Below are 22,300 nucleotides of genomic sequence, written 5' to 3' on the forward strand. Positions count from 1 at the left end.
AATCCTTAGTCGAAGCAAATCGAAAAAGGTTCAATGAATTTTTCTCAATCTACAGATTGAATACGAATCAAATACTATCAATTATTCATCACGAAGTACGTCGGCCGGATTCGTTCTGGCGGCATTCCATGTTTGAGTAATGATCGTTAAGAAGCACAACGACATCAGAAAGAGAATGCTGCCGCCTACTTCCATTATGGTGATCTCTGTGCGATAGACTTGCTGGGCAAGAATCAGTTTATCAAATAAGAAATAGCAGATAGGTGAGCCTATGAGCACAGCTATGGCAACCATCTTGAAGAATCCTTTTGATAATAAGAAAATAAGCATGCGCTCTGAAGCTCCAAATGTTTTTCGTATGCCAATTTCTTTCATCCGTGTTTGAGTAGCGTAAAGAGCCATGCCAAACAAACCAAGTGAGCTAATTGAAATAGCAAGAAATCCAACAAAGCCAAAAATCTTCATGAAGTCTACAAGAAACTTAAAATAATCTTCGATTTGCTGATCCAAAAAGTGAGCTTCGAATCGATGTTTCTTATCTACCGAATCCCAAACTCCTTCTACTTTATCGAGTGTCCCAATAACATCTGTGCTGGAAATTTTTAAGTTGGCGTAATGATAACGTTTGCCATTTCTCAGCACAAAACTGTTAATGTGTTCTTCCAAATTGGCATAAATGATGTCCCGAATCACTCCAACAATTTCTACAGATTCATCTTCTACTTTGAATATGGTTCCAATTGCCTCAGATGGAGAGCCAAGCCCAAAATTTTGCACAAAGGTCTCATTGACAAGAATGGCAGACTCTCGAATCTTGTTTTCACCCGTTTCAAAGTTTCGTCCTGCGAGCAACTCAATGTTCATGTTATCCAGGTAGGAATGGTCCACAAATAGGTCGTGGACCCATACGGTATCTTGATTTCTGGAATCAACCAATTGAAGATTGTTCCAGGTGCCAACGCCGGTGATGTACGAGGAGAATGATACTTTAGACACGGCGGGCAGTTTTAGAAACTCGGCACGCAAAATTTCAGGGTCGTTTCCCTGCATACTCACATTCAGGATATTTGACTTATCAAATCCCATATCCTTATTAAGCGAGTAGCTGTATTGCTTGTTAGTAATAACCACCGCCATGACGAAGATGATGCTCAAAGCGAATTGAGTGACGATTAAGCCTTTTCGGAAATTAATTCCCGATAGCGTTTTCAGCATCTTTCCAGATCGTAAAGCATTGAGAGAGCTAAGTCTTGCAAAGAAAAGTGAAGGACTCAATCCTGCAATCAATCCGGCGAGTATAGCAAACACCACAAATAAGCCAATGAGTTCTGCAGACAGCTCTAATCTGACCATCTCCTCTGCTCTTGGCAGCAATGCAATAAATCCATTTCGCAGCATACGAAAGAAAACAATGCTCAACCCAAGGGAAAAGAGTGAAAGGATGATTGCTTCTACTGTGAACTGCCCGAAAATAGACGATCTGGTAGCTCCATTCAATTTTCTTACGCCCACTTCTCTTGCTCTACGCAGCGAACGCGCCATCGACAAATTGGTATAATTGAAGATGGCAGAAAGCAGAATGGCACCAGCAATCACTGATAAGATGATGATAGGTAAGTAGATCATTTTAGGGCCAATGGAGTCACTGATATCAGGCCCGGGCACAATCTTGTTTATAGGCTGAAGCTCGAAGGAAGCAGTGAAGTTTTTCTGATCTTGAAAAAATGTAGGTGCAGTGGTTTCTAGCCAGGACTCTACGTTTGCTTTTTGCTCATTGTTCGGGATATAGATGTAGTTGTAGTAACGATCGAGATTTTCCCATTGATCATGGCTTTTAGCTAAGACACCTTGGTTTGCCAGCAGAGGAGTGGTGCTTATGGAAACAACCGCTTCAAATTGTAGATGAGAAAACTGAGGCGGATCGGCTACGATCCCTGTAACGATGAATGTACCTAACCCTTCAATATCAATAGTTTCCCCCAAAGGATCTTCTTCTTTAAAGGTTTTATCAACAAAACTCTGAGAGAGAAGAACAGAAAATGGCTCCTTGAGCGCTGTTTTTTTATTTCCTTTTGTTAGTTCAAAAGAAAGAAAATCAAAGAAGTGCTCATCTGCATAAATTCCTTTCAGGAATAGATTCTTCTCATTGGCGGTTGCTGTACCCTGCATTCTTCTGCCAAGGTTTGTGACGTGTATTCCAGAAATGTGTTGCATCATTTCCTTGCCCAAATAGCGCGGAGAAGAGGCTTGAACATCAAGCGTTCGGGATTGATAAACGGGTGAAGAAATGACACGATAGATCTCGTGTTTATGCCCGTGGAATTCATCAAACTTGAGCAAATCAGTGATCATCCCGATCACCAATAATCCAGCCGACATAGCAACAGACAAGCTGAAAATGTTAATGAATGAAAACAGTTTTTGCCTTTTAAGGTTTCGAATCGAAATAGTAACATAGCTACCTAGCAGAGCAGCTTGGTATCCGGGTCCTGATGTGGGCTTGCTCAACACGGAAGGTCGAATCATTTTCAAAATTTCCCTTGTGTAAATACGCCTGGCCTTTTTCAGCCCAAACCTTTCTTTGTTTCGCAAGAAAGTCTCCTCCAGATCACCTTCCAATTCTTCAAACAGTGGATCTTTGCAAAACCACTTAAAAAGCCTGTAAGCAAATGATGGTATCTCCGGATGTTTCATGATTAAGTCTTTTGAGTTTAGTCCTTTAATAGTAATTGATTAGGTGAGTTTGGGGATAAGACCCCACATGCCTTCTCGAAGCTCTTTTGCTTCCTGAAGTGTTTCCAGTCCTTTATTGGTTACTTCGTAAAAGCGCTTTCGCCTCCCACCTCGTTCGGAGGTAGGTTCTCCATAGTCGGAGCTGATAAATCCTTTTTCTTCCAACCGGGTAAGTGCGGTATGTAACGCTCCCCGACTGATTGATCGCTTCATGCGTCTATCTATTTCATCCTGAATCGTCACACCGTAAGCGTTCTTTTCTAATATGAGTATGCTCAGCATTACGATCTCTTGAAATTCTCCCAGGTTTGTTCCTTTCATGGATTGATTTTTAATTAGTTACTTAAATGGAGACGTAATAATAAGTGATATGTTTCACAAATGGAGATAAAATAAATCAGAACCTTAAATATCTTGCATGTGTTGCTATTCAAACGAGGAGAAAATGAACCCATATTGCGATCCGGAAACAGGTATTTGTACCCCATCCTCTTTTGAAGATCTTCAGACGATTGGACAAAATAAGCTGACAGATAAAACCGAGATTATCTACATCGGAGACCCGATGTGTTCTTGGTGCTGGGGAATTTCACCCGACCTTATCAAGCTGAGAGACTACTATCGGGATAAAGAAGTAGGCTTCCGTATTGTGGTAGGAGGTTTGCGGCCGGGAGGGGGAGAGCCTTGGGATGATCAGATGAAAAATTTTCTAAAAGAGCATTGGGGACATGTAAATGAAATGAGTGGCCAGGCGTTTGGATATAAGCTGATGGAACTGGATAATTTCAATTACGATACGGAACCTGCATGCCGGGCCATTGTGGCTGCACGACCTTTGATTGGGCCTCATGAAATGGAGTTTTTCGAGGAGATCCAACGAAAGTTCTATGTGGAATCGGAAGACCCTGGAAAAGTCGAATTCTATAAAAGTATCTGCGAAAAACTCAACGTTGACTTCCAAAAATTCATGGCTCGATTTGAAGATGAAGAAGTTCGGTATGAGACGAGAAATGAGTTTGCACTCAATCGTCAATGGGGCGTTAAAGGGTATCCAACTATGGTGCTGCTTCATCAAGATCAGCTTTTCATGATCGCTCACGGATATGCTACTTTCGATCAGATGAAAGATCAAATAACCAAAACCATGGAGGAGGTTGATTCAAAAAAAGCGACTTAGGCAGTCGAAAAAATGAGTTCCCCCAAGCACTCAAACTTTATTTTCACTTTTAGTTAAAACCCTTAGGGGAGACTAAAAGCGGTCAGGACTTAGCATCAACCAATTGATAACTGACCCAAAATGAAAACTAAAATTTCGATTATCACATTAATTGCATTCAACCTCTGCTTCGCACAGAAGGTCGTTTATTTTCCAGGCTTTGAATTGATAAACATGGAGCCAACCAACGGACTTCAATATTCCACTTCCAAGCTCATCAAATCTTACATAGAGGATAACCATGACTACACAATCTTCCTGGATGAACGTATCGGAGTGAATGGCTACCTGGATCGAGAGCCTCTTTCAACTTCGGTAGCCAAGGCAACGGAAATGAATACTCGCTATTTCATGACGGGAGAAATACATTTCCTACAGGGTGTATATATCATTTCATTAGGCGTCTACGAAACGACAAGTCGGGAGCAAGTCTGGCATGACATGGCCAAGGGTGCGGCGGAACAAGACCTGGATCCCTTGCTTTCACGGTTAGGTCGCTCGTTTTTTACCAATCGCACAGCAAAAACAGACATTGAAATAGACGAGGTTACTGAATACGACCAACAAGGTGTGGAACTTGCCCAGATCAAAGTGAACCATTTCATGGGCATCATGCTGGGAGGAAAAGCGATTCCAAACGAAAGCATACTATCAGGATTTGGCGTAGCCTATACCTATGACGCATCAACCTTCTTATTCAACTTTGATTTTGAGTTGTTTCCCTCATCTAACCTCTCTGTCAACCACCGCTCACCCGATCGTTCGCTGCATAGCGGCAATGTCAGCCTGGGTGTCACCTATCCACTGTCGAGAAAGCGTACCACCTTTTATATAAATGGCGGTATGGAATATGGGTATACACAAATCAAAGACTCTCAGTACGACATTGACTATCACACATCACAAGCAGGCATTGGTGCTTACTTCGGAGGAGGGTTGATGATCAATCGAAACTCTACGGTAAATCTCAGGATTTTCACAGCAGTCTCAGTTCCGTTTTACCGCGTAGATGACACCAATGTGACAGGGATCAAATTTGGTATAGTGACCTCATTTGCCAGAAAAAGTAAGTGATAAGCATAACCTATTGTTTGATCACAGCCGGCCAGTTGGTTTCAGCCTTCTTGATGAAATCAGCCTGGTTGGCCTCCCATTTTTTCTGGATGCCTTTGCTGTAGTTGAGATAGAGCTTTCCATCTATGATTTTCCATGCTTCGGGTTCGATCTTGTATAGCCCTCCTTTCGAAACGCCGAAAGCACAATATCCGCCAAACTGGGGTGCATACTTTTCAGGGTCAGCCTTGAATGCATCAAGGTTCTCTTGAGAGCTGAAATACCAATCAGCTTCTTTCCATTTTAAGGTGAATGCTTCATTGCCTTTTATCGCCTCTGCTTTTACGAAGTAAGCGACTGGATCGTAACCTTTGATGGCACCAGCATTGGTGGTGTAGATTGGGCTTTTCTGAGCAAATGTCAGAATGCTGATCAGGATGAAGCATGTAGATAGAAGTGTTTTCATATTACCCTAATACGCAAGCTGGAGCTGAAAGATAGATGGATAGAATGGTTTGTCGCTGGCACGTCTCTATGCCGATAATTAGAGGTTGATTAGGAAAGTATCCTCGCCGGCAACATAAACAGCGCATGAATAAACCCAAATACACCTTCCACAGCAAAACCTAAAATTCTAAATGGCAACAACACCAGCCAGATAATGGGGTAAAATAGCAATACCACCAGGGCCAGCGGCCAGCAAATAACGAGAAGAATAAACCAGAGGAGTAGTTTCATATCAGCGGAATTTTCTGTGATGTATACGCATTACAAATCCATGTAGTTATCTGCTCGATCATGTACAGTCACCGTCCAAATTCGCTCAATAAAGCCTTCATCGTCAAATGTGTAACACATGTGTCTGTCTCTAGTCCAAGATGCAGAATTAAAAATGATGACAATGAAAAAACGAATTGAAACAAATCACACCTTAAACGCGAGTTTGGATCAGGTGTGGAACAACGTGCGAACGGGCGCAGAGTGGGAGCGATGGCTACCCATTCTTTCTGGTAGCACCATTGATGGAGAAGGAAAAGGAGCCAAGCGCGTATGCAAAATGCATGATGGCAATGAACTATTTGAGACCATCCTCGAATCGGATGATAAACAAAAGATATTTCAATATCAGATTGATAAGCAATCCTTTATGCCGATATCTGATGTGATTGGCACGATGAAGTTCACAAGGAACAACGAGGAAACCAAACTGGAATGGACCGTGGAATTTGAAGTGGAGAACGAAGAGATCTTCGCGCAGGTAAAGCCGGGAATCGAGGAGATTTATACCACTTCTTCCCAAAAGCTTGCGGAGCTATCCAAATAGTATTTGGTCTGCCTAATATTTATCAAAATACTGGGCAGACTCTTGTAACACATCCAACTTTTTAAGGTCAAAGCGTATAAAGGAATACCATGAATCCATTTCAGCAAGAATATCAAACGGACGAAGACGACAAAGAATTGATCGAAAAGGCTTTGAAAGGGAGCAAAGCAGCACTTGAAAAGTTACTAAAAAAGCACCAGCCGTTCATTTTCAATATTGCCTGGAAGATGGTGCAAAATCCCAATGACGCACAGGACATCACGCAGGAGGTGCTGATAAAGGTGACAACCAAGCTCGCGCAATTCAGGGGCCAGGCAGAGTTTAGAACCTGGCTCTATCGTATTGTTGCCAATCACTTTTTAAAGATGCGAAAGATCGGTCGCGAAGAAGTGGTCACCGATTTTCAAACGTTCGGCAACATTCTGGACTCATTTGAAAACATAGAGCTGACTGAACTGGAGCAGGAAGAAAAGGAAAATGAAATCAGAGAAATGAATCTTGCTTGTATGTCGGGAATGCTACTGTGCCTCACACGAGATCAGCGCATGGTCTATATCCTGGGAGAATTGTTTAATGCAGATCATACCATTGGGTCAGAGATTCTGGGTATCAGTAAGCAAAACTTCAGAGTGCGACTGTCTAGAGCCCGCAAAGACCTTTTCCAGTTCATGAATCATAAATGTGGGTTGGTCAATAAATCAAATCCGTGCCGCTGCTATAAGAAAGTGACCGTGATGATTGAAAACAAGCGCCTTGATAGCAGAAACCTGCTATTTAATCGGGAGGAATACTCCAACTTTCAGAAACATATTTCCAAAGATGCAGATGAAGCCTTGTCGATTGTAGAAGATCAGTATCGCCAGTTACATGATAGACTGCCTTTTAAAAAAGATTTTGATCGTAAAACATTCCTGGATGAAGTGATCAGTGATGAGAAGGTAGTCAGGTTGTTCAATCTGAATTGATTTTCTCCGCAGATTTAAACAAGCTGCGACAGCAACTTTTTTCAGGTTTTACCTTCTGAAACCTGTAACACATAGTAGTATGTGTGGTCTAAGCAACATAACTAAAACATTAGAATAATGAGAAAGACAATGCGAGTACTGGCACTGGGCATACTGGTGGCACTATCAGGGAATGTGGAGGCGCAAAAGCAGAAGAAACTCCAGAAATTTCAAATAAGTAAAGTGATGGACATACCTGCAGATCAACTATGGGAGGTTGTTGGTGAAGACTATGGCAGAATTGCCTATTCACACCCAAAGATTATAGCATCTGACTATATCAATGGTACTTTAAAGGCAGGAGAAGGAGCGGAACGTGTTTGTTATTTCAATGAAAAGCAGACCCAGTTTTTAAAGGAGAAAATGGTGAATTATTCACCTGAAAGTATGTCATTTACGAATACCGTTTACCAGGCCGGTAAATTCCCGGTAGATCCTCAATACACGCATGCGGTGTACAAGGTTAAAGATTTGGGCAATGGGACAAGTGAGTTTTCTTTTGACATGCAGTATCGAACTAAGCCGGCAATAATGGGACCAATGGCCAAAGGCAAATTCAAAAAGCTCATTCGGGATTACTTCATAGCTGTGGAGCATCATGCAAAAACTGGCGAGAAGGTAACCAAGGATAACTTCAAGCAAATCAAAAAGCAATATGTACAAGTGAAGCGAGAAGGACGAAATGCAGTTGCTTCAGCTAAATAACTCTTCTTTTGAAAGTTGTTAAGAAAAATGGGGCGTGAGCCCTTTTTTTATTGACCTAAGGTGTCCGTATTGCTCCTATACTTTTTCTCACTTTTCATCCGCTGTATTCCGACCCTAATAGAATCATCCAAGTGATAATCCGCTAATAATTTGAAATAAATGTGTCCATAGTCTTACGAATGCTTTAACTTTTTAGAAGCTAAAAGATGTCAATTTTTTATAAAAGCCACGAGTCATGAAGCTACCATTCTATCAAGTCGACGCATTTACTGATCATTTGTTTGCAGGCAATCCTGCGGCCGTTGTTCCCATTGGAGATGAATGGCCCATGGACGATGTGCTGCAAAAAATTGCCATAGAGAACAACTTGTCGGAGACAGCCTTTTTTCAAAATCAGGGAGACTTTTTTGAGTTGCGATGGTTTACTCCTGAGTTTGAGATAGACCTCTGTGGTCATGCAACACTAGCCTCTGCGCATGTTATCTATAATCATATGGGATATGGCAAAGATCAAATTGACTTTGAGACGATGAGTGGCCCTTTGATAGTGAAGCGGAAAGATCATTTGCTACAACTCGACTTCCCCTCTCGTAAACCGGAAGCTGCTGAAATGAAGGAAGGCCTATTGAAAGCCTTTTCTATCTCCCCGAAAGAAGTACTAAAATCCAGAGACTGGGTGTTGGTATACGATAGTGAAGCAGACGTGCGGGCGTTAAAAGTCAATGCAAGCTTACTCAGTCCAAAACAGTTTGAAAAAGGCGGAATTATCTGCACAGCAAAAGGGGATGGAGTAGATTTTGTTTCCCGTTTTTTCTTTCCGGGGGGAGCATTGTTTGAAGATCCGGTGACTGGCTCGTCACATTGTTCACTCATTCCTTATTGGTCCGAAAAGCTGGGTAAAAAAGAAATGATCGCGTATCAGCTGTCTGAGCGAAAGGGCTACCTTAACTGTACCGATCTGGGGGAGCGCGTACTTATCGCCGGGAATGCCGTGACGTACATGACAGGAGAGATTGAGATTTGAAAAAGGCTGCTGACCCAAAACAGCAAATGATCCTGAATTGACTCAAGCAGCCTACTCTACTATATGACCAACTCAAATGGGAAAGTCCGGATTAGCCAATACTTCATCCAGCTGCTTGATGTGTCTTTGGGTGTGTGCACTGATAAACACCAACCAGTGATACCCGCTGATTTCGCCTAGTGGACCAAAGTCTTTGTAATACCCTTTCAGCGGTTTTTCAACTGAATTTACGTAAGCCATCGTTTCGCTTCTCTTCTTTTTGAATGAAGAGATAAAATCTTTTGAGGTAGCAAATTGACCTTCAGGCTGAATATGCTCAGGGGCCTTAAACTTCCGCTCCCGATTTTGAAGGAAATCGACAATGAAATCAACCTTTTCCTTTACATACTCTTCAGTCTGAGGCTTGAAAGTGGTCGTGTCCATGGCATCTGCCCGACTCACCAAAGTAGTCTCAGTTTTAAAAATATGCTCACAAATTTCGGCTGGCGACCAGGCGGTTTCACTGACCTTAAATGTCCACTGATCTTCGCTGAGGTTTTTGATTCTGCTGAAGAGTTCTTTCTGTGATTGCTTCAGATAATCATTGATATACTTTCGATCTTCCTTGGTTAGGTCCCCTTCTTTCAAAGTAGAAAAGGATGAGCCAATGATCCAAACCATCATCAGCAGGGTTGTGCTTAAAATCTTTTTCATGATACTTTTTTAGCCAATCCTACGACAGGTAAGATTTGACAATCATGAAAATGGAGAAGTATCGCTTGAATGGTAGCTATTTTCAGGCTGAATGGTCAGATGAAAGCCAGGTTTTTAGCTCCGGGCTTTTGTAGCGACTCACAGAAATAGCATCTGAAAAATGATCGAGTTGCAGCTTTAGCTTGTTATTCACATCCTTTTGGATCGAGCGAATGGCCGCTCTTGACACAATTGTTTGCCTGTTGGCACGGAAGAAATGTACCGATAGTTTTTCTTCCAACTCATTTAGCGATTCGTATTGTGTTACAATTTTATTGCCACCATGATCGACCATGAACACACATCCATTTTGATGCAGGAAGTAAGCAACATCATTTTCGTCGATGGTTCTGAGTACACCATTTCTCACTATGCTGAGATGGCTTCTTGAGGCGGCAACTTTGTTTAATGTCAGCTTGGATTTTTTAGCATACCCCCGGAGGATAAACACCCCCGTCTCGATCAATGAAATCATTAGGCAAACACTAAGCAATCCTACAAACCGGAAAGGGTTCATGATGTATTGAAAGAGCGCCATTTGAAGGATACCGAGAATGGAGAAAATAATGGTGCAATAGAAGAGGTTAGTTCGGACAATCAACCAAACGGAATTAAGATCATAGTTGATTTTGCACTTACGTGAAAGTCTGCGATAGTTCCACGTATTGGTTTCGCAAATGCACAATCCATAGATCAAAAAAATTAAGAACGGAATCAACGGAAATCGATATTCGGATGAGAATGGTAGGCGCTGATAGGTGATGAGGTGCGTCATGACAAACGCGAGCACTACCATCAAGCTGCGACGAATAGTATTGTCGCTCAGTTTAATTTTCTGATGTGGAAGTGCTATCGTCATGGTATTAATTTAACACCAGACGACTCAGGAAGTCCACGAAAATTACACGAAAGGCATTAACGTGACGCCTTCAATACTTTGAATGTCCGACCTGTTTCTGCGTGAAGAAGGTAGTAGATACCAGATTGGAGCTCAGCCATGGGAATGCTCAGCCGAGTTGCATTTATGTTTCGTGAGAGGATCACTTTACCTGTAGCATCCATTAACTCAATAGTTCCACTCAGTGCTTGATTTAAAAATTCAATTGTTAGTTCATCAGTGACCGGATTGGGATAGATTCGAAAGTTGGTGTCATCTTCTAATCCCAGCGCATCTACAATAGTTAGCGTTTGTTCGACATCCGTTGCAGCCAGATAGTTTGCATTGCCGCTCTGAGATGCTGTAATAGTGGTAGTCCCTACTCCTGCTATAGTTACCGTTCCTTCTGATGTTACGGTTGCTATAGCAGCATTTGAAGAGGCGAAGGTTACATCCAAACTCGAGGATGCCGTCGCAGAAAGATTGAATGTATTGTCACCAAGCTCCTTCACCGCTAGCGCATCAAATGTTATTGACTGAGAAGCTTTGTCGACTGTTAATGTTCGCACCACATTAGGAGCTGCGTTATACTCACCGTCTCCTGATTGAGATGCCGTGATGTCACATGTTCCAGCGCCAATAATCGTCACAGTATTCCCATTGACTTCAGCGACTCCATCATCTGAGCTGGAAAAAGTCACGCTTAGGTCTGAGGTACTACTTGCGGTTAAGTTGAAATCACTATCGCCAAAGGTTACATTGGAAAGCTCATCGAAAGTAATTGTTTGATCCACTTTGGAGGTAAGATTATACTTCCACAAATCATATTCGTCTTCTACATCGTCGCTACCTATGAAGTATAATTCTTCTTTGAAAATGGTTTTGAGATCATGTACGTAAAAATCAGGCGCTGTTGTAATAACAGAAGCGCCATCAGTAGGATTGTAGATGCCGAGATTGTTGCCTATTCGGTAGTATAAATTAGATCCGTCGGACAGGATCTCTGTTCTGCTATTGACATCAGGCACTACAATGGTTGTGCCTCCTTCGGTCCCGTCCGATTTCCAAAGATCAGTTTCAGCGACAAAATAGATTTCGCCCATGTATTCAATGAAGTTTTCGGGAAAACTATCACCAGCTCCCACATCCAGATCCTTGACAAACCCGGTTCCACCTGCAGTCCCATCCGATTTATAAAGTTCAATACCTACGTCATCATCTGCAGCACGAAAAAAGAGATTGTTTCCAGCGGCAACCATTGGGTCATTTATCGGCCCACTGGTGAGGATATCAGTCAATTTTTCAGTTCCTTCTACCGTTCCATCAGAAATCCAGAATTCATCCATTGTTGGATCGCTGCTGGTGAAATTGTAGAATAAAATATTTCCCTGATGAAACGTGACATGTTCAGGATTAGCATCAGCGCCAAGGTCTGAAAGTTTGGTGGTGCCGCCATTAGTCCCATCCGATTTCCATAAGCCAAACTCTGAAGCATCAGCTGCAATGAAATAGAGTGTACCATTAGCATTAGCAATGTACCTCACAAGTGAACCTGTAGATCCCGCTTTTATGTCCTTTACCTGAACGGTCCCTTCTTCAGTCCCATCTGATATCCACAGCTCCTCCCCATCTTCATCCTGACCAGTAAAGGCTACTCCCCCATCAAACTCCACAATGTATTCCGAATCAAATCCGAAGTTGACCCCAGCGTAAATATCCTTGATCAGGACAGTTCCAGCTTCTGTTCCATCAGATTTCCATAGCTCCTGACCAGTGGATGTCCCTCCATTGCCAGCAAAATATAACATTTCACCCACGACAACACCGATAGGTGTGGTAGGAATCCCATTGCTAGAGGGATGGATATCTTTTATCATTCCTGTACCAGATTGTGTCCCGTCTGATTTCCATAGTTCTCTATCATTTGCGGAAGACCTTGTAGCAAAAAAGATGAGGTCGCTGTTTTGATCTATGTATATCCAGCTGGATCCATTAGAGGCATTTCCATCAAAAACTAAATCGTATTCTTCTTGAGCTTTAGTATATAAAAACAGACATAGAGCAATGCAGAAGCAGAAAATTTTGTGATGTAACATGGTGGGGGTGAGTTGATTAGCCTCAATTTAGATAAAAAAAAGAATATTTTGTGTTATTCTCTGTTTATCAAGATCAAAGAATCTCCACTATATGCCTTGCCACCTTGCCGGTTCCATCCCAAATTTGATGACGACACGAGGTGCCGGAAGCAAGAATAATGGTGTCCTCCTCTGCTTCACGCACTTTGGGAAATAAGACTAACTCACCGATTTTCATAGATACATCAAAGTGTTCTTTTTCATAACCAAAGGAGCCAGCCATGCCACAGCAGCCACTTGGGATCATTTGCACTTTGAAGTTTTCCGCAGCTTTCAGCACTTTCATGGTAGGTATCATAGACGAGAGGGCCTTTTGATGACAATGTCCATGAACCAGTATCTTTTTCTTTTCATGCGAGAAATCTTCTGGCTTCAGTCTGCCATCTCCCAACTCCTTTGCCAAAAACTCTTCTATCGTGAAAGTTCGCTCAGCTACTTTCAAAGCTTGCTCTTTCTCCTCACCTCTAAGCAGGTCTGGGTATTCGTCACGAAAAGTGAGAATAGCCGAAGGTTCAATGCCAATTAGGCAAACATCTTTTTTTAGTAAAGAATGGAATAGACTCACATTCTCTTTGGCCAGTTCCCGAGCCTCTTCCAACATTCCTTTGGACAAATAGGCCCTTCCACTTATTGCATGATTAGCAGCCCGCACCTCATAGCCCATACGGTCTAAGAGCATGATAGCTTTCTTCCCTATTTCTACATCCAGATAGTTCGTAAACTCATCAAAAAAGAAGTAAACTGTCTTCTTCGATTCTCTTTGCAATGAATGAAATTTTTTATCAAACCAGGAGCGAAGCGTCTGACTGGCCATTTTAGGAATAGATCGCCCGGTAGCAAACCCAAGCATTGGCTTTGAAAGGTTTCTGGTCAGGTTATATGCCCATGGAGCTTTTTCAAATCGCTGAATACTCTTCGCATAGTTGCCAATCATCTTAGTTCTGAAAGGCACACCATTATCCTTCATGGATTGGTATTGCCACTCGGCTTTTAGCTTACCCATATCCACGTTGGAAGGACACTCTCTTTTGCAGCCCTTACATGAAAGGCATAAGTCCATTACTTCTTTGATCTCCGGCTGAACAAAAGGATTGGTTTCTTTAGAGCGCGTTAGCATCTCACGCAAAATGTTGGCTCGTGCGCGTGTGGTATCTTTTTCGTCCCGTGTCGCTTGATAACTCGGGCACATCGTACCTCCATTAAGCTCAGATTTACGACAATCGCCAGAACCGTTACACAGCTCCGCTGAGCGGAGAATTCCCTGATCATTGGAAAAGTCCAACAACGTGTCGTATTCGGGAATTTCCTGATTTTTCTCGTAGCGAAGGAAAGTGTCCATAGGAGCAGTACCCACAATCTTGCCAGGATTGAAGATGTTGTCTGGATCCCATGCCAGCTTCACTTTTTTCAGGAGTTGATAATTTTCCTCACCGATCATTCTTGGAATAAACTCTCCGCGCAAGCGGCCATCTCCATGCTCTCCTGATAGAGAACCTTCATATTTTTTGACCAATGCGGCAATTTCCTCAGCAATCGTTCGAAAGAGTTTTACACCTTCTTCCGTTTTCAGATTGAGGTAAGGGCGAAGGTGTAATTCACCCGATCCGGCGTGCGCATAGTGTACACTATAGAGATTATGCTTTTGCAGGATTTTGTTGAAGTCACCTATATAGTTTGGTAAGTCTTTGACAGCTACTGCAGTGTCTTCAACAACTGGGACAGGTTTGATGTCACCTGGAATATTTGATAAAAGTCCAAGCCCTGCTTTCCGCAAATCCCACACTTTCTTAATATCATCACCTCTAATTATTGGGAAAGCATAGCCTAGCCGTTGCTTGCCCAGCTCTGTCAGGAAATTGAGAATACGGATGTCTACTTCCTTCTCTGTCTCTCCGATCAGCTCTACAATCAGAATTGCTTTTGGCTCGCCCTCTACAAAAAACCTATTGGCTGCCTGCTCTTTGTTTCTGGCTGTTGCTTCCAGGATGTAATGATCCATCAGCTCACAGGCATATGGCTGATAGTTGAGTGCGATGAGATTTGCTTTAAGCGCATCGTCAATGCTCTTGCAATGAATACAAACTAGTCGCTTAAAGCCATCTGGAATTTTGGTGATCTTGAGTTTTGCTGCGGTGACAAAAGCCAATGTTCCTTCAGAGCCAGCAATTAAAGAACAAAAATTGAATGGTTCACCCTCCGGATTGAATGGCTGCATGCGGGCCAACATATCTAAAGCATAACCGGTGTTTCTTCTTGGAATATTCGGTTTTGGAAATTCTTTTTTGATGCGTTCTACATGCTTTTCAGCAAGGAGGATCTCGGAGATATTTTCATATAGCTGTATTTCAAGCTCCGTCGATCCTCGCAAATCTTCCGTCTCTTTAAAATAGACGTGAGTACTATCGGAAAGAAAAGCCTTGACTTCTAGCAGGTGCTCGCGTGTGCTTCCGTAAACCACTGAATTTGAACCGCAACTATTATTACCAATCATGCCGCCGATCATCGCACGATTGGCAGTGGAAGTTTCCGGAGCAAAGAAGTAGCCATACTTGGCAAGCTCGCGATTCAATTCATCACGTACGATACCTGGCTGCACCCAGACATATTCCTTGGCAACATTGACTTCAATGATTTTTGTAAAATGCTTTGAAACGTCAACAATGATTCCTCCGCCCACGACCTGTCCGGCTAAGGAAGTACCTGCGGTTCTGGGAATAAGTGAGGTTTGATTTTTTTTGGCAAACCGAATGAGCTTTTCAATATCCGCATCCGATTTTGGAATGGCTACTGCTAAAGGAACTTCACGATAGGCAGAGGCATCAGTGGCGTAGATGCGCTTGATGGCTTCATCTGTGTAGAGTTGGCCTTTTATCTCTTTTTTGAGGTCAGTGAAGTTCATGGTTCAAACCTAGTAGAGAAATCCTAAAATCTGTGCGTCATTCCTGACGGAGTGAAACAAAGTTCAGGAATCCCAACAAAAGTTTCCGGCATTTCTCATTCTTTGAAAACCGAAATGAAGGATTAAAAAATAATTTCCAATCCAGATGTAACCTTCCGAAATTACTTCAGTTTCCCCGTCAGAATGCACCGAATGAACCTACTGGAAGACCACAACTTGATGCTGAAAGTAAAAGAAGGAGAGGTAGAAAAACTCAACCTACTTTATAAGAGATACAGTCGAAGATTCTTTGGATTCTTTTATGGAATGACCAATGATGGAGCGACAAGTGAAGACCTGGTGCAAAATGTGTTCATGCGAATTTTGAAGTACAAACACACTTATAAGGAAACGGGAGATTTCGAAGTGTGGGCCTTCCAGATGGCGCGTAATGTGCATCATGATCACTATCGGAAGAATAAGCGGTATGCTTTTCAGGAGGACATGAACCCATATGAGGAACGCTTGAGTGAAACCAAAAATCAGGAGGTAGAAATGGAACGATCAGATGAATTGAATTACCTAAAGAAAGCATTGGCCAGTCTTTCAGATGAAAAGCGGGAGCTAATTGAACTGGTAAGATTTCAGAAGGTCAAATATGCAAAAGTGGCCGAGATGCTTGGTGTAACTGAAAGCGCCATTAAGGTGCGAGTGCACCGAGTATTGAAAGAATTACGGGAGTCCTACATAAAACTGGACGCATAGCAATGCAATGAGCATAATTGAAGAATATGAAAATTAACCTGATAGAATTTATGCGAATTCCATGTGCGCCATGGAAATAAATTGAAAGACACATGAAGATAAATAAGAAAAAAGCGGAAGAACTGTGGCAGGATAAGCTAGCCGGGGACATCAGCGCGAATGAGGAAAAAGCCCTTGCTGAGTTTTTGGAAGCAAACGCTGATGTGGCTTCTGAGCTGAAAGAGCTGAAGCAAACCTGGGATCTTTTTGAGAAGATCGAGCGACCAGAACCTTCTGAAATGATGGATGCCAAATTTGATGGAATGATGGCAGCCTATGCAGAAAAACAAAAGACAGCCCTACCGAATGTACTAGACTGGATAGTGGAGCGGATGACCAGAAGCTGGCAAGTGGGTTTAGCATCACTAGTGATGGGCCTATTCATCGGATGGTGGATGCTTCCATCTCAAAATCAAAAAGAGGATATCAGACAACTAAGTAGCGAGATTCAAAGCATGAAAGAAATGATGATGCTCACGCTTATCGAACAACCGAAAGCCCAAGAACGAATTCGTGCAGTAAATCTAGCAGCCGAACTTCCAAATGCAGATGAAAAAGTAATCAATGCATTAATCACTACACTCAACAACGATGAGAATGTAAATGTGAGATTGGCGAGCCTCGAATCGCTGGTTCGATATGTAGACCAGTCCAATGTGAGACAAGCATTAGTAGATGCACTTACAACACAAGACTCACCATTGGTATTGGTGGCTATTGCAGATGTACTGGTAGCCATTCAGGAGAAATCTTCTGTTGAAACACTGGAGAAATTGGAAGAAATCACAGAGGAGGGATTTGTAAAAGAGAAACTCAACGAAAGTATAAAAACGCTAAAAAGCACATAAACTCAGGAAGGACTATGAACTATTTAATCATATTAATGGCACTGATATTCCCCGACCTCAAGGAGGACAAAGTGGAAATCAACAAAACATATACGCTGACAGATCCAGGTGAAATGGCAGTAATAATTAACAACATAAATGGAGACGTTGTGGTGGAAACCTCTAATGACAACAAGGTATATCTCTCGCTGGTGATTGAGATGTCAGCAAGCACAGATGCGCTGCTTGCCAAAGCAAAAGAGGAGTTGAAATTAGGTGAAGTGATGACTGACGACTCATTGATTTTTTATACAAAAGCACCCTTCATCAAAAAATGTCGATGGGGAAACTACACAGGATATGACATGAGAGATCATCCGAAGTACGATTTCAAATATCAATACAAGCTCAAGGTGCCTAAAAATGTAAAGTTGGAAGCCAAGACAATAAACAATGGAGATGTGCTGGTTCAGAATGTAAGCGGAGCCGTGAAAGCCTGCAACGTAAACGGAGCAGTAGAAATCAAAAACGCCAGAAAAGTCTTACAAGCATCTACCGTAAACGGTGATGTGACAATCAACTTTCTGGAAAGCCCGAAGGAGCCTATTGACTTTAATACTGTGAATGGAGATTTCAATTTCAAACTTCCAAAAGACTTTAGCGCCAAGGTGTATTTTGATACCATGAACGGCGACATGTTTACAGCATTTGATTATCAAACGATGAGCCCAAAAGTGGAGAAAAGCAGTGAGCATGGAAAGTTTAAAATAGGAACTAAAACAGGAGTAGAGATTGGATCCGGAGGTCCAGAGTTATCCTTCCGAAGTATTAATGGAAATGTGTATTTGAAAAAAAGTGAATAACCGCACGCAAGTGCACAAAAATATAGCATATGAAAAAGTTACTAATAATAGTATTTCTGATATCCGCAGGCAGCGTCCTGGCACAAGAATTCAACGAAAAGATTACTGTACCATTGAGCTCTCCCGATAAGAGAGGAAAACTGGAAGTCGGTCAGGTAAGAGGAAACATTATCATCGAAGCGTACAACGGCAAAGAGGTAATTATCCAGGCCACAGCCGGCAAAGACGACTGCAAAAACTGTGATCACGATCACGGAGATAAAAAAAGTAGCGCCCCAGCAGGAATGAAGCGCATTGCCAGCAGTCCACTGGAGTTGGAAGCATCAGAAGCTAACAACAACGTAGAAATAGAAACTAATTCGTGGAAAAAAGCGATCAATTTGGATATCAAAGTGCCAGCAAATTTTGACCTGGAAATATCCACGGTTCACGGTAAAATTGAAGTAACCGGATTGAACGGAACCCATGAAATCTCTTCAGTAAATGGAACACTTACTTTAAAGGACATGAGTGGTTCTATTGTTTCCAATACGGTTAACGGAACCATACTTGTGAACTTTAAATCTGTGAAGCCAAATGAGCCTATGTCCTTCGTGACTCTCAATGGCAATGTGGATGTGACTTTCCCGGCCAATGTAAAAGCTCGGGCAAAAATGAGGTCTGATCGGGGAGAGATATTTACTGATTTCGATATGTCTGTCGACCGATCCAAGCCAGAAGTGAAATCTGACGATGGCGAGTACAAAGTATCCATCAACTCGTGGGTATTTGGAGACATCAACGGAGGAGGACCAGAATATACCTTCAAGAATATGAATGGAGATATCATCATTAGGAAGCAATGATAGAAGAGCACATTTCTAAAAAGTAAGAGCCCGCTTTTAGCGGGTTTTTTTATTCCTTCTTATCTTTCCTCCCATGGAAACCATTGATCAGGTCACACTCAACTTTAGTGAGGCTAATCTCTTTTACCTCAATTTGAGTCTTGGCTTCATCATGTTTGGAGTTGCAATCAACCTTCACTTAGATGACTTTCTGCGGGTGATCAAAAACCCAAGAGCAGCACTTGCGGGTATTTTTTCACAATTTTTGGTACTTCCGGCTCTCACTTACCTTTTGATCCTGATCATTCAGCCCAGACCCAGTTTTGCACTTGGGATGATGTTAGTAGCCGCATGTCCAGGGGGGAACATTTCAAACTTTATGGCGGCGATGGCTCGAGGTAACACGGCTCTATCGGTCAGCCTTACTGCTGTTTCCAGTACGCTGGCAATTGTAATGACACCTATCAACCTAACAATTTGGGCCAATCTATACGAACCCACGGCTACTATTCTCACAGAAGTAAGTCTGGATTTTTGGCAATTATTAAAAACCATCACAATGCTTCTACTGGTACCAATTGTGTTGGGTATGTTACTTCGAGGCTGGAAGCCAAAGTTGGCAGACAAGCTTCATCCGGTTATGCACTATAGCTCTATTTTCATTTTCGCAGCGATTGTATGCCTAGCATTCAGTGCCAACTTCAACCTATTCCTGGAATACATCCATCTGGTTCTCCTGTTGGTATTAACTCACAATGCTGTTGCACTTACTGCAGGCTATCAGATGGGCAAGTTATTTGGATTGAAGCAAGCGGACAGAAGGTCTATTGCCATTGAAACAGGGATTCAAAATTCAGGACTCGGTCTGATCCTTATATTCAGCTTTTTCGAGGGATTGGGAGGTATGGCCATTGTAGCTGCTTGGTGGGGGATTTGGCACATTATTTCCGGTTTAAGTATCGCATATTTCTGGAGCAGAAACCGAGATTTGGCTACAGCCAATTAGTTGTGCTGATTATCAATACATTAGGCGATTTAATTCAATTGTCGACCTAATAGCCAATAGCAAATTATTTCCTTATTTTTGCCGACCTTATTTAAAGAGCATTTAGAATAATATGGCACTAATAGGCATACTGAGAAACAAGATGGGTAAGATCGTGGTAGGGGCAATCATGGTAACCATGGTCGCTTTTATAGGAACTGATCTTATCGGAAATTCTTCATTGATTGGAGGAGGAGATAACCCGGACATTGCAGAGATCGCTGGAGCAGGGATTTCTAATACACAGTTTCAAAACAAAGTGGATGAGCTTTCATACAACTTCGCGCTCAATACGGGGAGAAACCCACTTCAACAAGAAACGGATCAAATCAGAAATCAAGCATGGAATGCCCTAATACTTGAAAAAGCGTATGGTGAGCAGTTTGAAGAGCTTGGAATTGTAGTTACTAATGATGAATTGGTAGACATGGTCCAGGGGAGCAACATCAGCCCACAAATCATACAGTTTTTTGCAGATCCGCAAACAGGACAGTTTAGCAAAGAAAATGTGACAGCATTCCTTGGGAGTTTGCAGCAAGCGCCACCGCAGCAAAGAAATTCATGGATTTCGTTTGAACAATCCTTGGTGCCAAGCCGCAAACTTGAGAAGTACGCAAACTTATTTACCAAGACAAACTATGTGACTAAGTACGAGGCAAAGGATGAATACATCAATCAGAATTCAACTGCCTCGATTGATTACATGTATGTTCCTTTTTTGAGTGTATCAGATTCATCTGTGAGCGTTACAGACAAAGAACTTCAAGCTTACCTTGATGCGCATAAATCAGAATTTCAAAGAGAGGAAACAAGAAACCTTTCGTATGTAATATTTGACATAAAACCCTCAAGTGCAGATTCTGCTATCGTGATGGATGAAGTGGCGGACTTGAAAATGTCACTTGCAAGCGCAACTAACGATTCAAGTTTCGTAGTGATCAATTCGGATGATCCATATCCATTTATCACATACACTTCCGACAATCTTCCTGATTCCTTGCTTGGAAAAGAGGTTGGATACGTTTCATCTCCAACCATTGTAAATGGTTCATACGAATTTTATAAGCTCTCGAGAAGAGATCAGATCACTGCTGACAGTGTCCTTTTCAGAGTGGCAAAAATGAAGAAAGAGTTCTTTGTTTCGGATGAGACAATTAATGAGTCTTACAGAGAAGCGGACCTGTTTGCAGCATCAGCTGGAAATTTGGAAGAGTTTAAGCGATTAGCAGACGAACAAGGATTGACAGTAAGAGAAGCCAATCGAATAGGAAAGAATGCACAGCGTGTAGGACCAATGGTAGAAGCAAGAAGTCTTGTGCTTTGGCTTTACAATGATGCAAGCACTGGAGCAGTATCAGATGTAAAAGAAATTGGCGATAGGTATATTGTCGCAACAATGACTGCTGCTCAGAAAAAAGGTGTAGCTAATCTGGATGAAGTAAGAAATCAGGTAGAGCGAAAAGTGAAAAATGAGAAAAAAGCGCAAAGCATTCTTAGTAAGTTAAGCGGTGTAGATGCAGCGGACGTAGAATCACTTGCCATAGCCTATGGTGAAGGAGCAAAAACGGGCAGTGCAGACTTCCAGATGTTCTCTAGCAGCATCAATGGAGTTGGGTACGCACCAGAGGCTATCGGCCTTTCGTTTGCGCTTGACGAAGAAGAAATGACTCAGGCTTTCACAATTCAAGATGGAGTGATTGCAGTGAAACTTACTGCAAAAGACATTCCAGCTGATCTCGATGACTATTCTCAATTTGCACTTCAGGTATCGCGTCAGCGATTGGGACAAAATGCAATGATTGCAGATTTTCCATTATCATACTTCAGGCTGTTTGTACCAAGAAAGATCGACCAGGCTGTTAAGGAGTTTGCCGAAATTGAAGACATGAGATATAAGTTTTTCTAAGTAGAAAAATGGAAATTTAGAAAGCCATTCCGAACTTTATCGGGATGGCTTTTTTTATATATCTCGCAGAATAGATTTAAATTAAAATTATGAGCTGGGACGAAAGATCATTTTTGGAGAAGCTGGAGGGAACACATCAGTTTCCTGAGCATTATACGTTTAAATTCATCGTGAAACCAGAATATCAGGCTCAAATAGAATCGTTGCTCCCTGGTGCTGAAATCAGGCTTAAACCAAGCTCTGGAAACAAATATGTTAGCGTTACACTGAGACGATTGATGGACACCAGTCGGGATGTAGTAGAGGTATACAAACAAGCCAATAAGATTGAAGGAATAATTGCACTCTAA

21 protein-coding genes are annotated in these 22,300 nt (G+C 42.1%); 13 read left to right on the forward strand and 8 right to left on the reverse strand.

Annotation, left to right across the window (positions count from 1 at the left end; translation table 11 throughout):
- Positions 1-81: 81 nt before the first annotated feature.
- Positions 82-2,694 (reverse strand): ABC transporter permease, encoded by a 2,613-nt coding sequence (locus ABJG98_RS11400; RefSeq protein WP_348279644.1) that lies wholly within the window; start codon positions 2,692-2,694, stop codon positions 82-84.
- Between the two features lie 39 nt (positions 2,695-2,733).
- Entirely contained in the window at positions 2,734-3,054 is a 321-nt protein-coding gene (locus tag ABJG98_RS11405) for a PadR family transcriptional regulator (RefSeq protein WP_348279645.1), read from the reverse strand.
- 124 nt (positions 3,055-3,178) lie between these two features.
- On the opposite strand from ABJG98_RS11405, the gene ABJG98_RS11410 reads away from it, so the two are divergent.
- Positions 3,179-3,910, forward strand: coding sequence for a DsbA family protein (locus ABJG98_RS11410; protein ID WP_348279646.1), 732 nt, complete (start codon positions 3,179-3,181; stop codon positions 3,908-3,910).
- A 120-nt stretch (positions 3,911-4,030) separates the two neighbouring features.
- Complete coding sequence (locus ABJG98_RS11415; protein ID WP_348279647.1) at positions 4,031-5,023, forward strand: hypothetical protein; 993 nt, start codon at positions 4,031-4,033, stop codon at positions 5,021-5,023.
- Between the two features lie 10 nt (positions 5,024-5,033).
- Here ABJG98_RS11415 and ABJG98_RS11420 read toward each other — a convergent pair whose 3' ends face one another.
- Positions 5,034-5,468 carry a YHS domain-containing (seleno)protein gene (locus tag ABJG98_RS11420; RefSeq protein ID WP_348279648.1) on the reverse strand — a complete coding sequence of 145 codons (435 nt, stop codon included), beginning with the start codon at positions 5,466-5,468 and terminating at the stop codon, positions 5,034-5,036.
- Positions 5,469-5,557: 89 nt separating this feature from the next.
- Complete coding sequence (locus ABJG98_RS11425) at positions 5,558-5,740, reverse strand: hypothetical protein (protein WP_348279649.1); 183 nt, start codon at positions 5,738-5,740, stop codon at positions 5,558-5,560.
- A gap of 163 nt (positions 5,741-5,903) precedes the next feature.
- On the opposite strand from ABJG98_RS11425, the gene ABJG98_RS11430 reads away from it, so the two are divergent.
- From ABJG98_RS11430 to ABJG98_RS11445, 4 genes are all read left to right on the forward strand, one after another.
- A complete protein-coding gene (locus ABJG98_RS11430) occupies positions 5,904-6,326 on the forward strand; it encodes an SRPBCC family protein (RefSeq protein WP_348279650.1) in 423 nt (140 codons plus the stop codon).
- 89 nt (positions 6,327-6,415) lie between these two features.
- Positions 6,416-7,291, forward strand: a complete 876-nt coding sequence (locus tag ABJG98_RS11435; protein WP_348279651.1) for an RNA polymerase sigma factor — start codon at positions 6,416-6,418, stop codon at positions 7,289-7,291.
- Between the two features lie 117 nt (positions 7,292-7,408).
- A complete protein-coding gene (locus ABJG98_RS11440) occupies positions 7,409-8,035 on the forward strand; it encodes an SRPBCC family protein (protein ID WP_348279652.1) in 627 nt (208 codons plus the stop codon).
- 235 nt (positions 8,036-8,270) lie between these two features.
- Entirely contained in the window at positions 8,271-9,059 is a 789-nt protein-coding gene (locus ABJG98_RS11445) for a PhzF family phenazine biosynthesis protein (RefSeq protein WP_348279653.1), read from the forward strand.
- A 72-nt stretch (positions 9,060-9,131) separates the two neighbouring features.
- Here ABJG98_RS11445 and ABJG98_RS11450 read toward each other — a convergent pair whose 3' ends face one another.
- The 4 genes from ABJG98_RS11450 to ABJG98_RS11465 form a co-directional block, all read right to left on the reverse strand.
- Positions 9,132-9,752, reverse strand: coding sequence for a DinB family protein (locus tag ABJG98_RS11450; RefSeq protein ID WP_348279654.1), 621 nt, complete (start codon positions 9,750-9,752; stop codon positions 9,132-9,134).
- An 82-nt stretch (positions 9,753-9,834) separates the two neighbouring features.
- A complete protein-coding gene (locus ABJG98_RS11455) occupies positions 9,835-10,650 on the reverse strand; it encodes a LytTR family DNA-binding domain-containing protein (RefSeq protein WP_348279655.1) in 816 nt (271 codons plus the stop codon).
- 56 nt (positions 10,651-10,706) lie between these two features.
- On the reverse strand, positions 10,707-12,764 hold the full coding sequence (locus ABJG98_RS11460; RefSeq protein ID WP_348279656.1) for a T9SS type A sorting domain-containing protein: 2,058 nt from the start codon (positions 12,762-12,764) through the stop codon (positions 10,707-10,709).
- A gap of 73 nt (positions 12,765-12,837) precedes the next feature.
- Complete coding sequence (locus ABJG98_RS11465) at positions 12,838-15,702, reverse strand: FAD-linked oxidase C-terminal domain-containing protein (protein ID WP_348279657.1); 2,865 nt, start codon at positions 15,700-15,702, stop codon at positions 12,838-12,840.
- A gap of 192 nt (positions 15,703-15,894) precedes the next feature.
- On the opposite strand from ABJG98_RS11465, the gene ABJG98_RS11470 reads away from it, so the two are divergent.
- From ABJG98_RS11470 to ABJG98_RS11500, 7 genes are all read left to right on the forward strand, one after another.
- Positions 15,895-16,446, forward strand: coding sequence for a sigma-70 family RNA polymerase sigma factor (locus ABJG98_RS11470; protein ID WP_348279658.1), 552 nt, complete (start codon positions 15,895-15,897; stop codon positions 16,444-16,446).
- A 92-nt stretch (positions 16,447-16,538) separates the two neighbouring features.
- Entirely contained in the window at positions 16,539-17,333 is a 795-nt protein-coding gene (locus tag ABJG98_RS11475) for a HEAT repeat domain-containing protein (RefSeq protein WP_348279659.1), read from the forward strand.
- Positions 17,334-17,368: 35 nt separating this feature from the next.
- The gene (locus ABJG98_RS11480) at positions 17,369-18,175 is read left to right on the forward strand and encodes a DUF4097 family beta strand repeat-containing protein (RefSeq protein ID WP_348279660.1); all 807 of its coding nucleotides are present in this window, start codon (positions 17,369-17,371) and stop codon (positions 18,173-18,175) included.
- Between the two features lie 29 nt (positions 18,176-18,204).
- Positions 18,205-19,020, forward strand: coding sequence for a DUF4097 family beta strand repeat-containing protein (locus ABJG98_RS11485; RefSeq protein WP_348279661.1), 816 nt, complete (start codon positions 18,205-18,207; stop codon positions 19,018-19,020).
- 73 nt (positions 19,021-19,093) lie between these two features.
- The gene (locus ABJG98_RS11490; protein WP_348279662.1) at positions 19,094-20,005 is read left to right on the forward strand and encodes a bile acid:sodium symporter family protein; all 912 of its coding nucleotides are present in this window, start codon (positions 19,094-19,096) and stop codon (positions 20,003-20,005) included.
- Positions 20,006-20,117: 112 nt separating this feature from the next.
- Positions 20,118-21,950, forward strand: a complete 1,833-nt coding sequence (locus tag ABJG98_RS11495) for a SurA N-terminal domain-containing protein (protein WP_348279663.1) — start codon at positions 20,118-20,120, stop codon at positions 21,948-21,950.
- Positions 21,951-22,039: 89 nt separating this feature from the next.
- A complete protein-coding gene (locus ABJG98_RS11500) occupies positions 22,040-22,300 on the forward strand; it encodes a DUF493 family protein (RefSeq protein WP_348279664.1) in 261 nt (86 codons plus the stop codon).

The organism is Ekhidna sp., assembly GCF_039960695.1.
GTDB lineage: Bacteria > Bacteroidota > Bacteroidia > Cytophagales > Cyclobacteriaceae > Ekhidna.

Excerpts from the sequence above, each read along its gene's own strand:
- ABJG98_RS11400 (WP_348279644.1), bottom strand. The coding sequence starts at position 2,694 with ATGAAACATCCGGAGATACCATCATTTGCTTACAGGCTTTTTAAGTGG.
- ABJG98_RS11405 (WP_348279645.1), bottom strand. The coding sequence starts at position 3,054 with ATGAAAGGAACAAACCTGGGAGAATTTCAAGAGATCGTAATGCTGAGC.
- ABJG98_RS11410 (WP_348279646.1), top strand. The coding sequence starts at position 3,179 with ATGAACCCATATTGCGATCCGGAAACAGGTATTTGTACCCCATCCTCT.
- ABJG98_RS11415 (WP_348279647.1), top strand. The coding sequence starts at position 4,031 with ATGAAAACTAAAATTTCGATTATCACATTAATTGCATTCAACCTCTGC.
- ABJG98_RS11420 (WP_348279648.1), bottom strand. The coding sequence starts at position 5,468 with ATGAAAACACTTCTATCTACATGCTTCATCCTGATCAGCATTCTGACA.
- ABJG98_RS11425 (WP_348279649.1), bottom strand. The coding sequence starts at position 5,740 with ATGAAACTACTCCTCTGGTTTATTCTTCTCGTTATTTGCTGGCCGCTG.
- ABJG98_RS11430 (WP_348279650.1), top strand. The coding sequence starts at position 5,904 with ATGAAAAAACGAATTGAAACAAATCACACCTTAAACGCGAGTTTGGAT.
- ABJG98_RS11435 (WP_348279651.1), top strand. The coding sequence starts at position 6,416 with ATGAATCCATTTCAGCAAGAATATCAAACGGACGAAGACGACAAAGAA.
- ABJG98_RS11440 (WP_348279652.1), top strand. The coding sequence starts at position 7,409 with ATGAGAAAGACAATGCGAGTACTGGCACTGGGCATACTGGTGGCACTA.
- ABJG98_RS11445 (WP_348279653.1), top strand. The coding sequence starts at position 8,271 with ATGAAGCTACCATTCTATCAAGTCGACGCATTTACTGATCATTTGTTT.
- ABJG98_RS11450 (WP_348279654.1), bottom strand. The coding sequence starts at position 9,752 with ATGAAAAAGATTTTAAGCACAACCCTGCTGATGATGGTTTGGATCATT.
- ABJG98_RS11455 (WP_348279655.1), bottom strand. The coding sequence starts at position 10,650 with ATGACGATAGCACTTCCACATCAGAAAATTAAACTGAGCGACAATACT.
- ABJG98_RS11460 (WP_348279656.1), bottom strand. The coding sequence starts at position 12,764 with ATGTTACATCACAAAATTTTCTGCTTCTGCATTGCTCTATGTCTGTTT.
- ABJG98_RS11465 (WP_348279657.1), bottom strand. The coding sequence starts at position 15,702 with ATGAACTTCACTGACCTCAAAAAAGAGATAAAAGGCCAACTCTACACA.
- ABJG98_RS11470 (WP_348279658.1), top strand. The coding sequence starts at position 15,895 with ATGAACCTACTGGAAGACCACAACTTGATGCTGAAAGTAAAAGAAGGA.
- ABJG98_RS11475 (WP_348279659.1), top strand. The coding sequence starts at position 16,539 with ATGAAGATAAATAAGAAAAAAGCGGAAGAACTGTGGCAGGATAAGCTA.
- ABJG98_RS11480 (WP_348279660.1), top strand. The coding sequence starts at position 17,369 with ATGGCACTGATATTCCCCGACCTCAAGGAGGACAAAGTGGAAATCAAC.
- ABJG98_RS11485 (WP_348279661.1), top strand. The coding sequence starts at position 18,205 with ATGAAAAAGTTACTAATAATAGTATTTCTGATATCCGCAGGCAGCGTC.
- ABJG98_RS11490 (WP_348279662.1), top strand. The coding sequence starts at position 19,094 with ATGGAAACCATTGATCAGGTCACACTCAACTTTAGTGAGGCTAATCTC.
- ABJG98_RS11495 (WP_348279663.1), top strand. The coding sequence starts at position 20,118 with ATGGCACTAATAGGCATACTGAGAAACAAGATGGGTAAGATCGTGGTA.
- ABJG98_RS11500 (WP_348279664.1), top strand. The coding sequence starts at position 22,040 with ATGAGCTGGGACGAAAGATCATTTTTGGAGAAGCTGGAGGGAACACAT.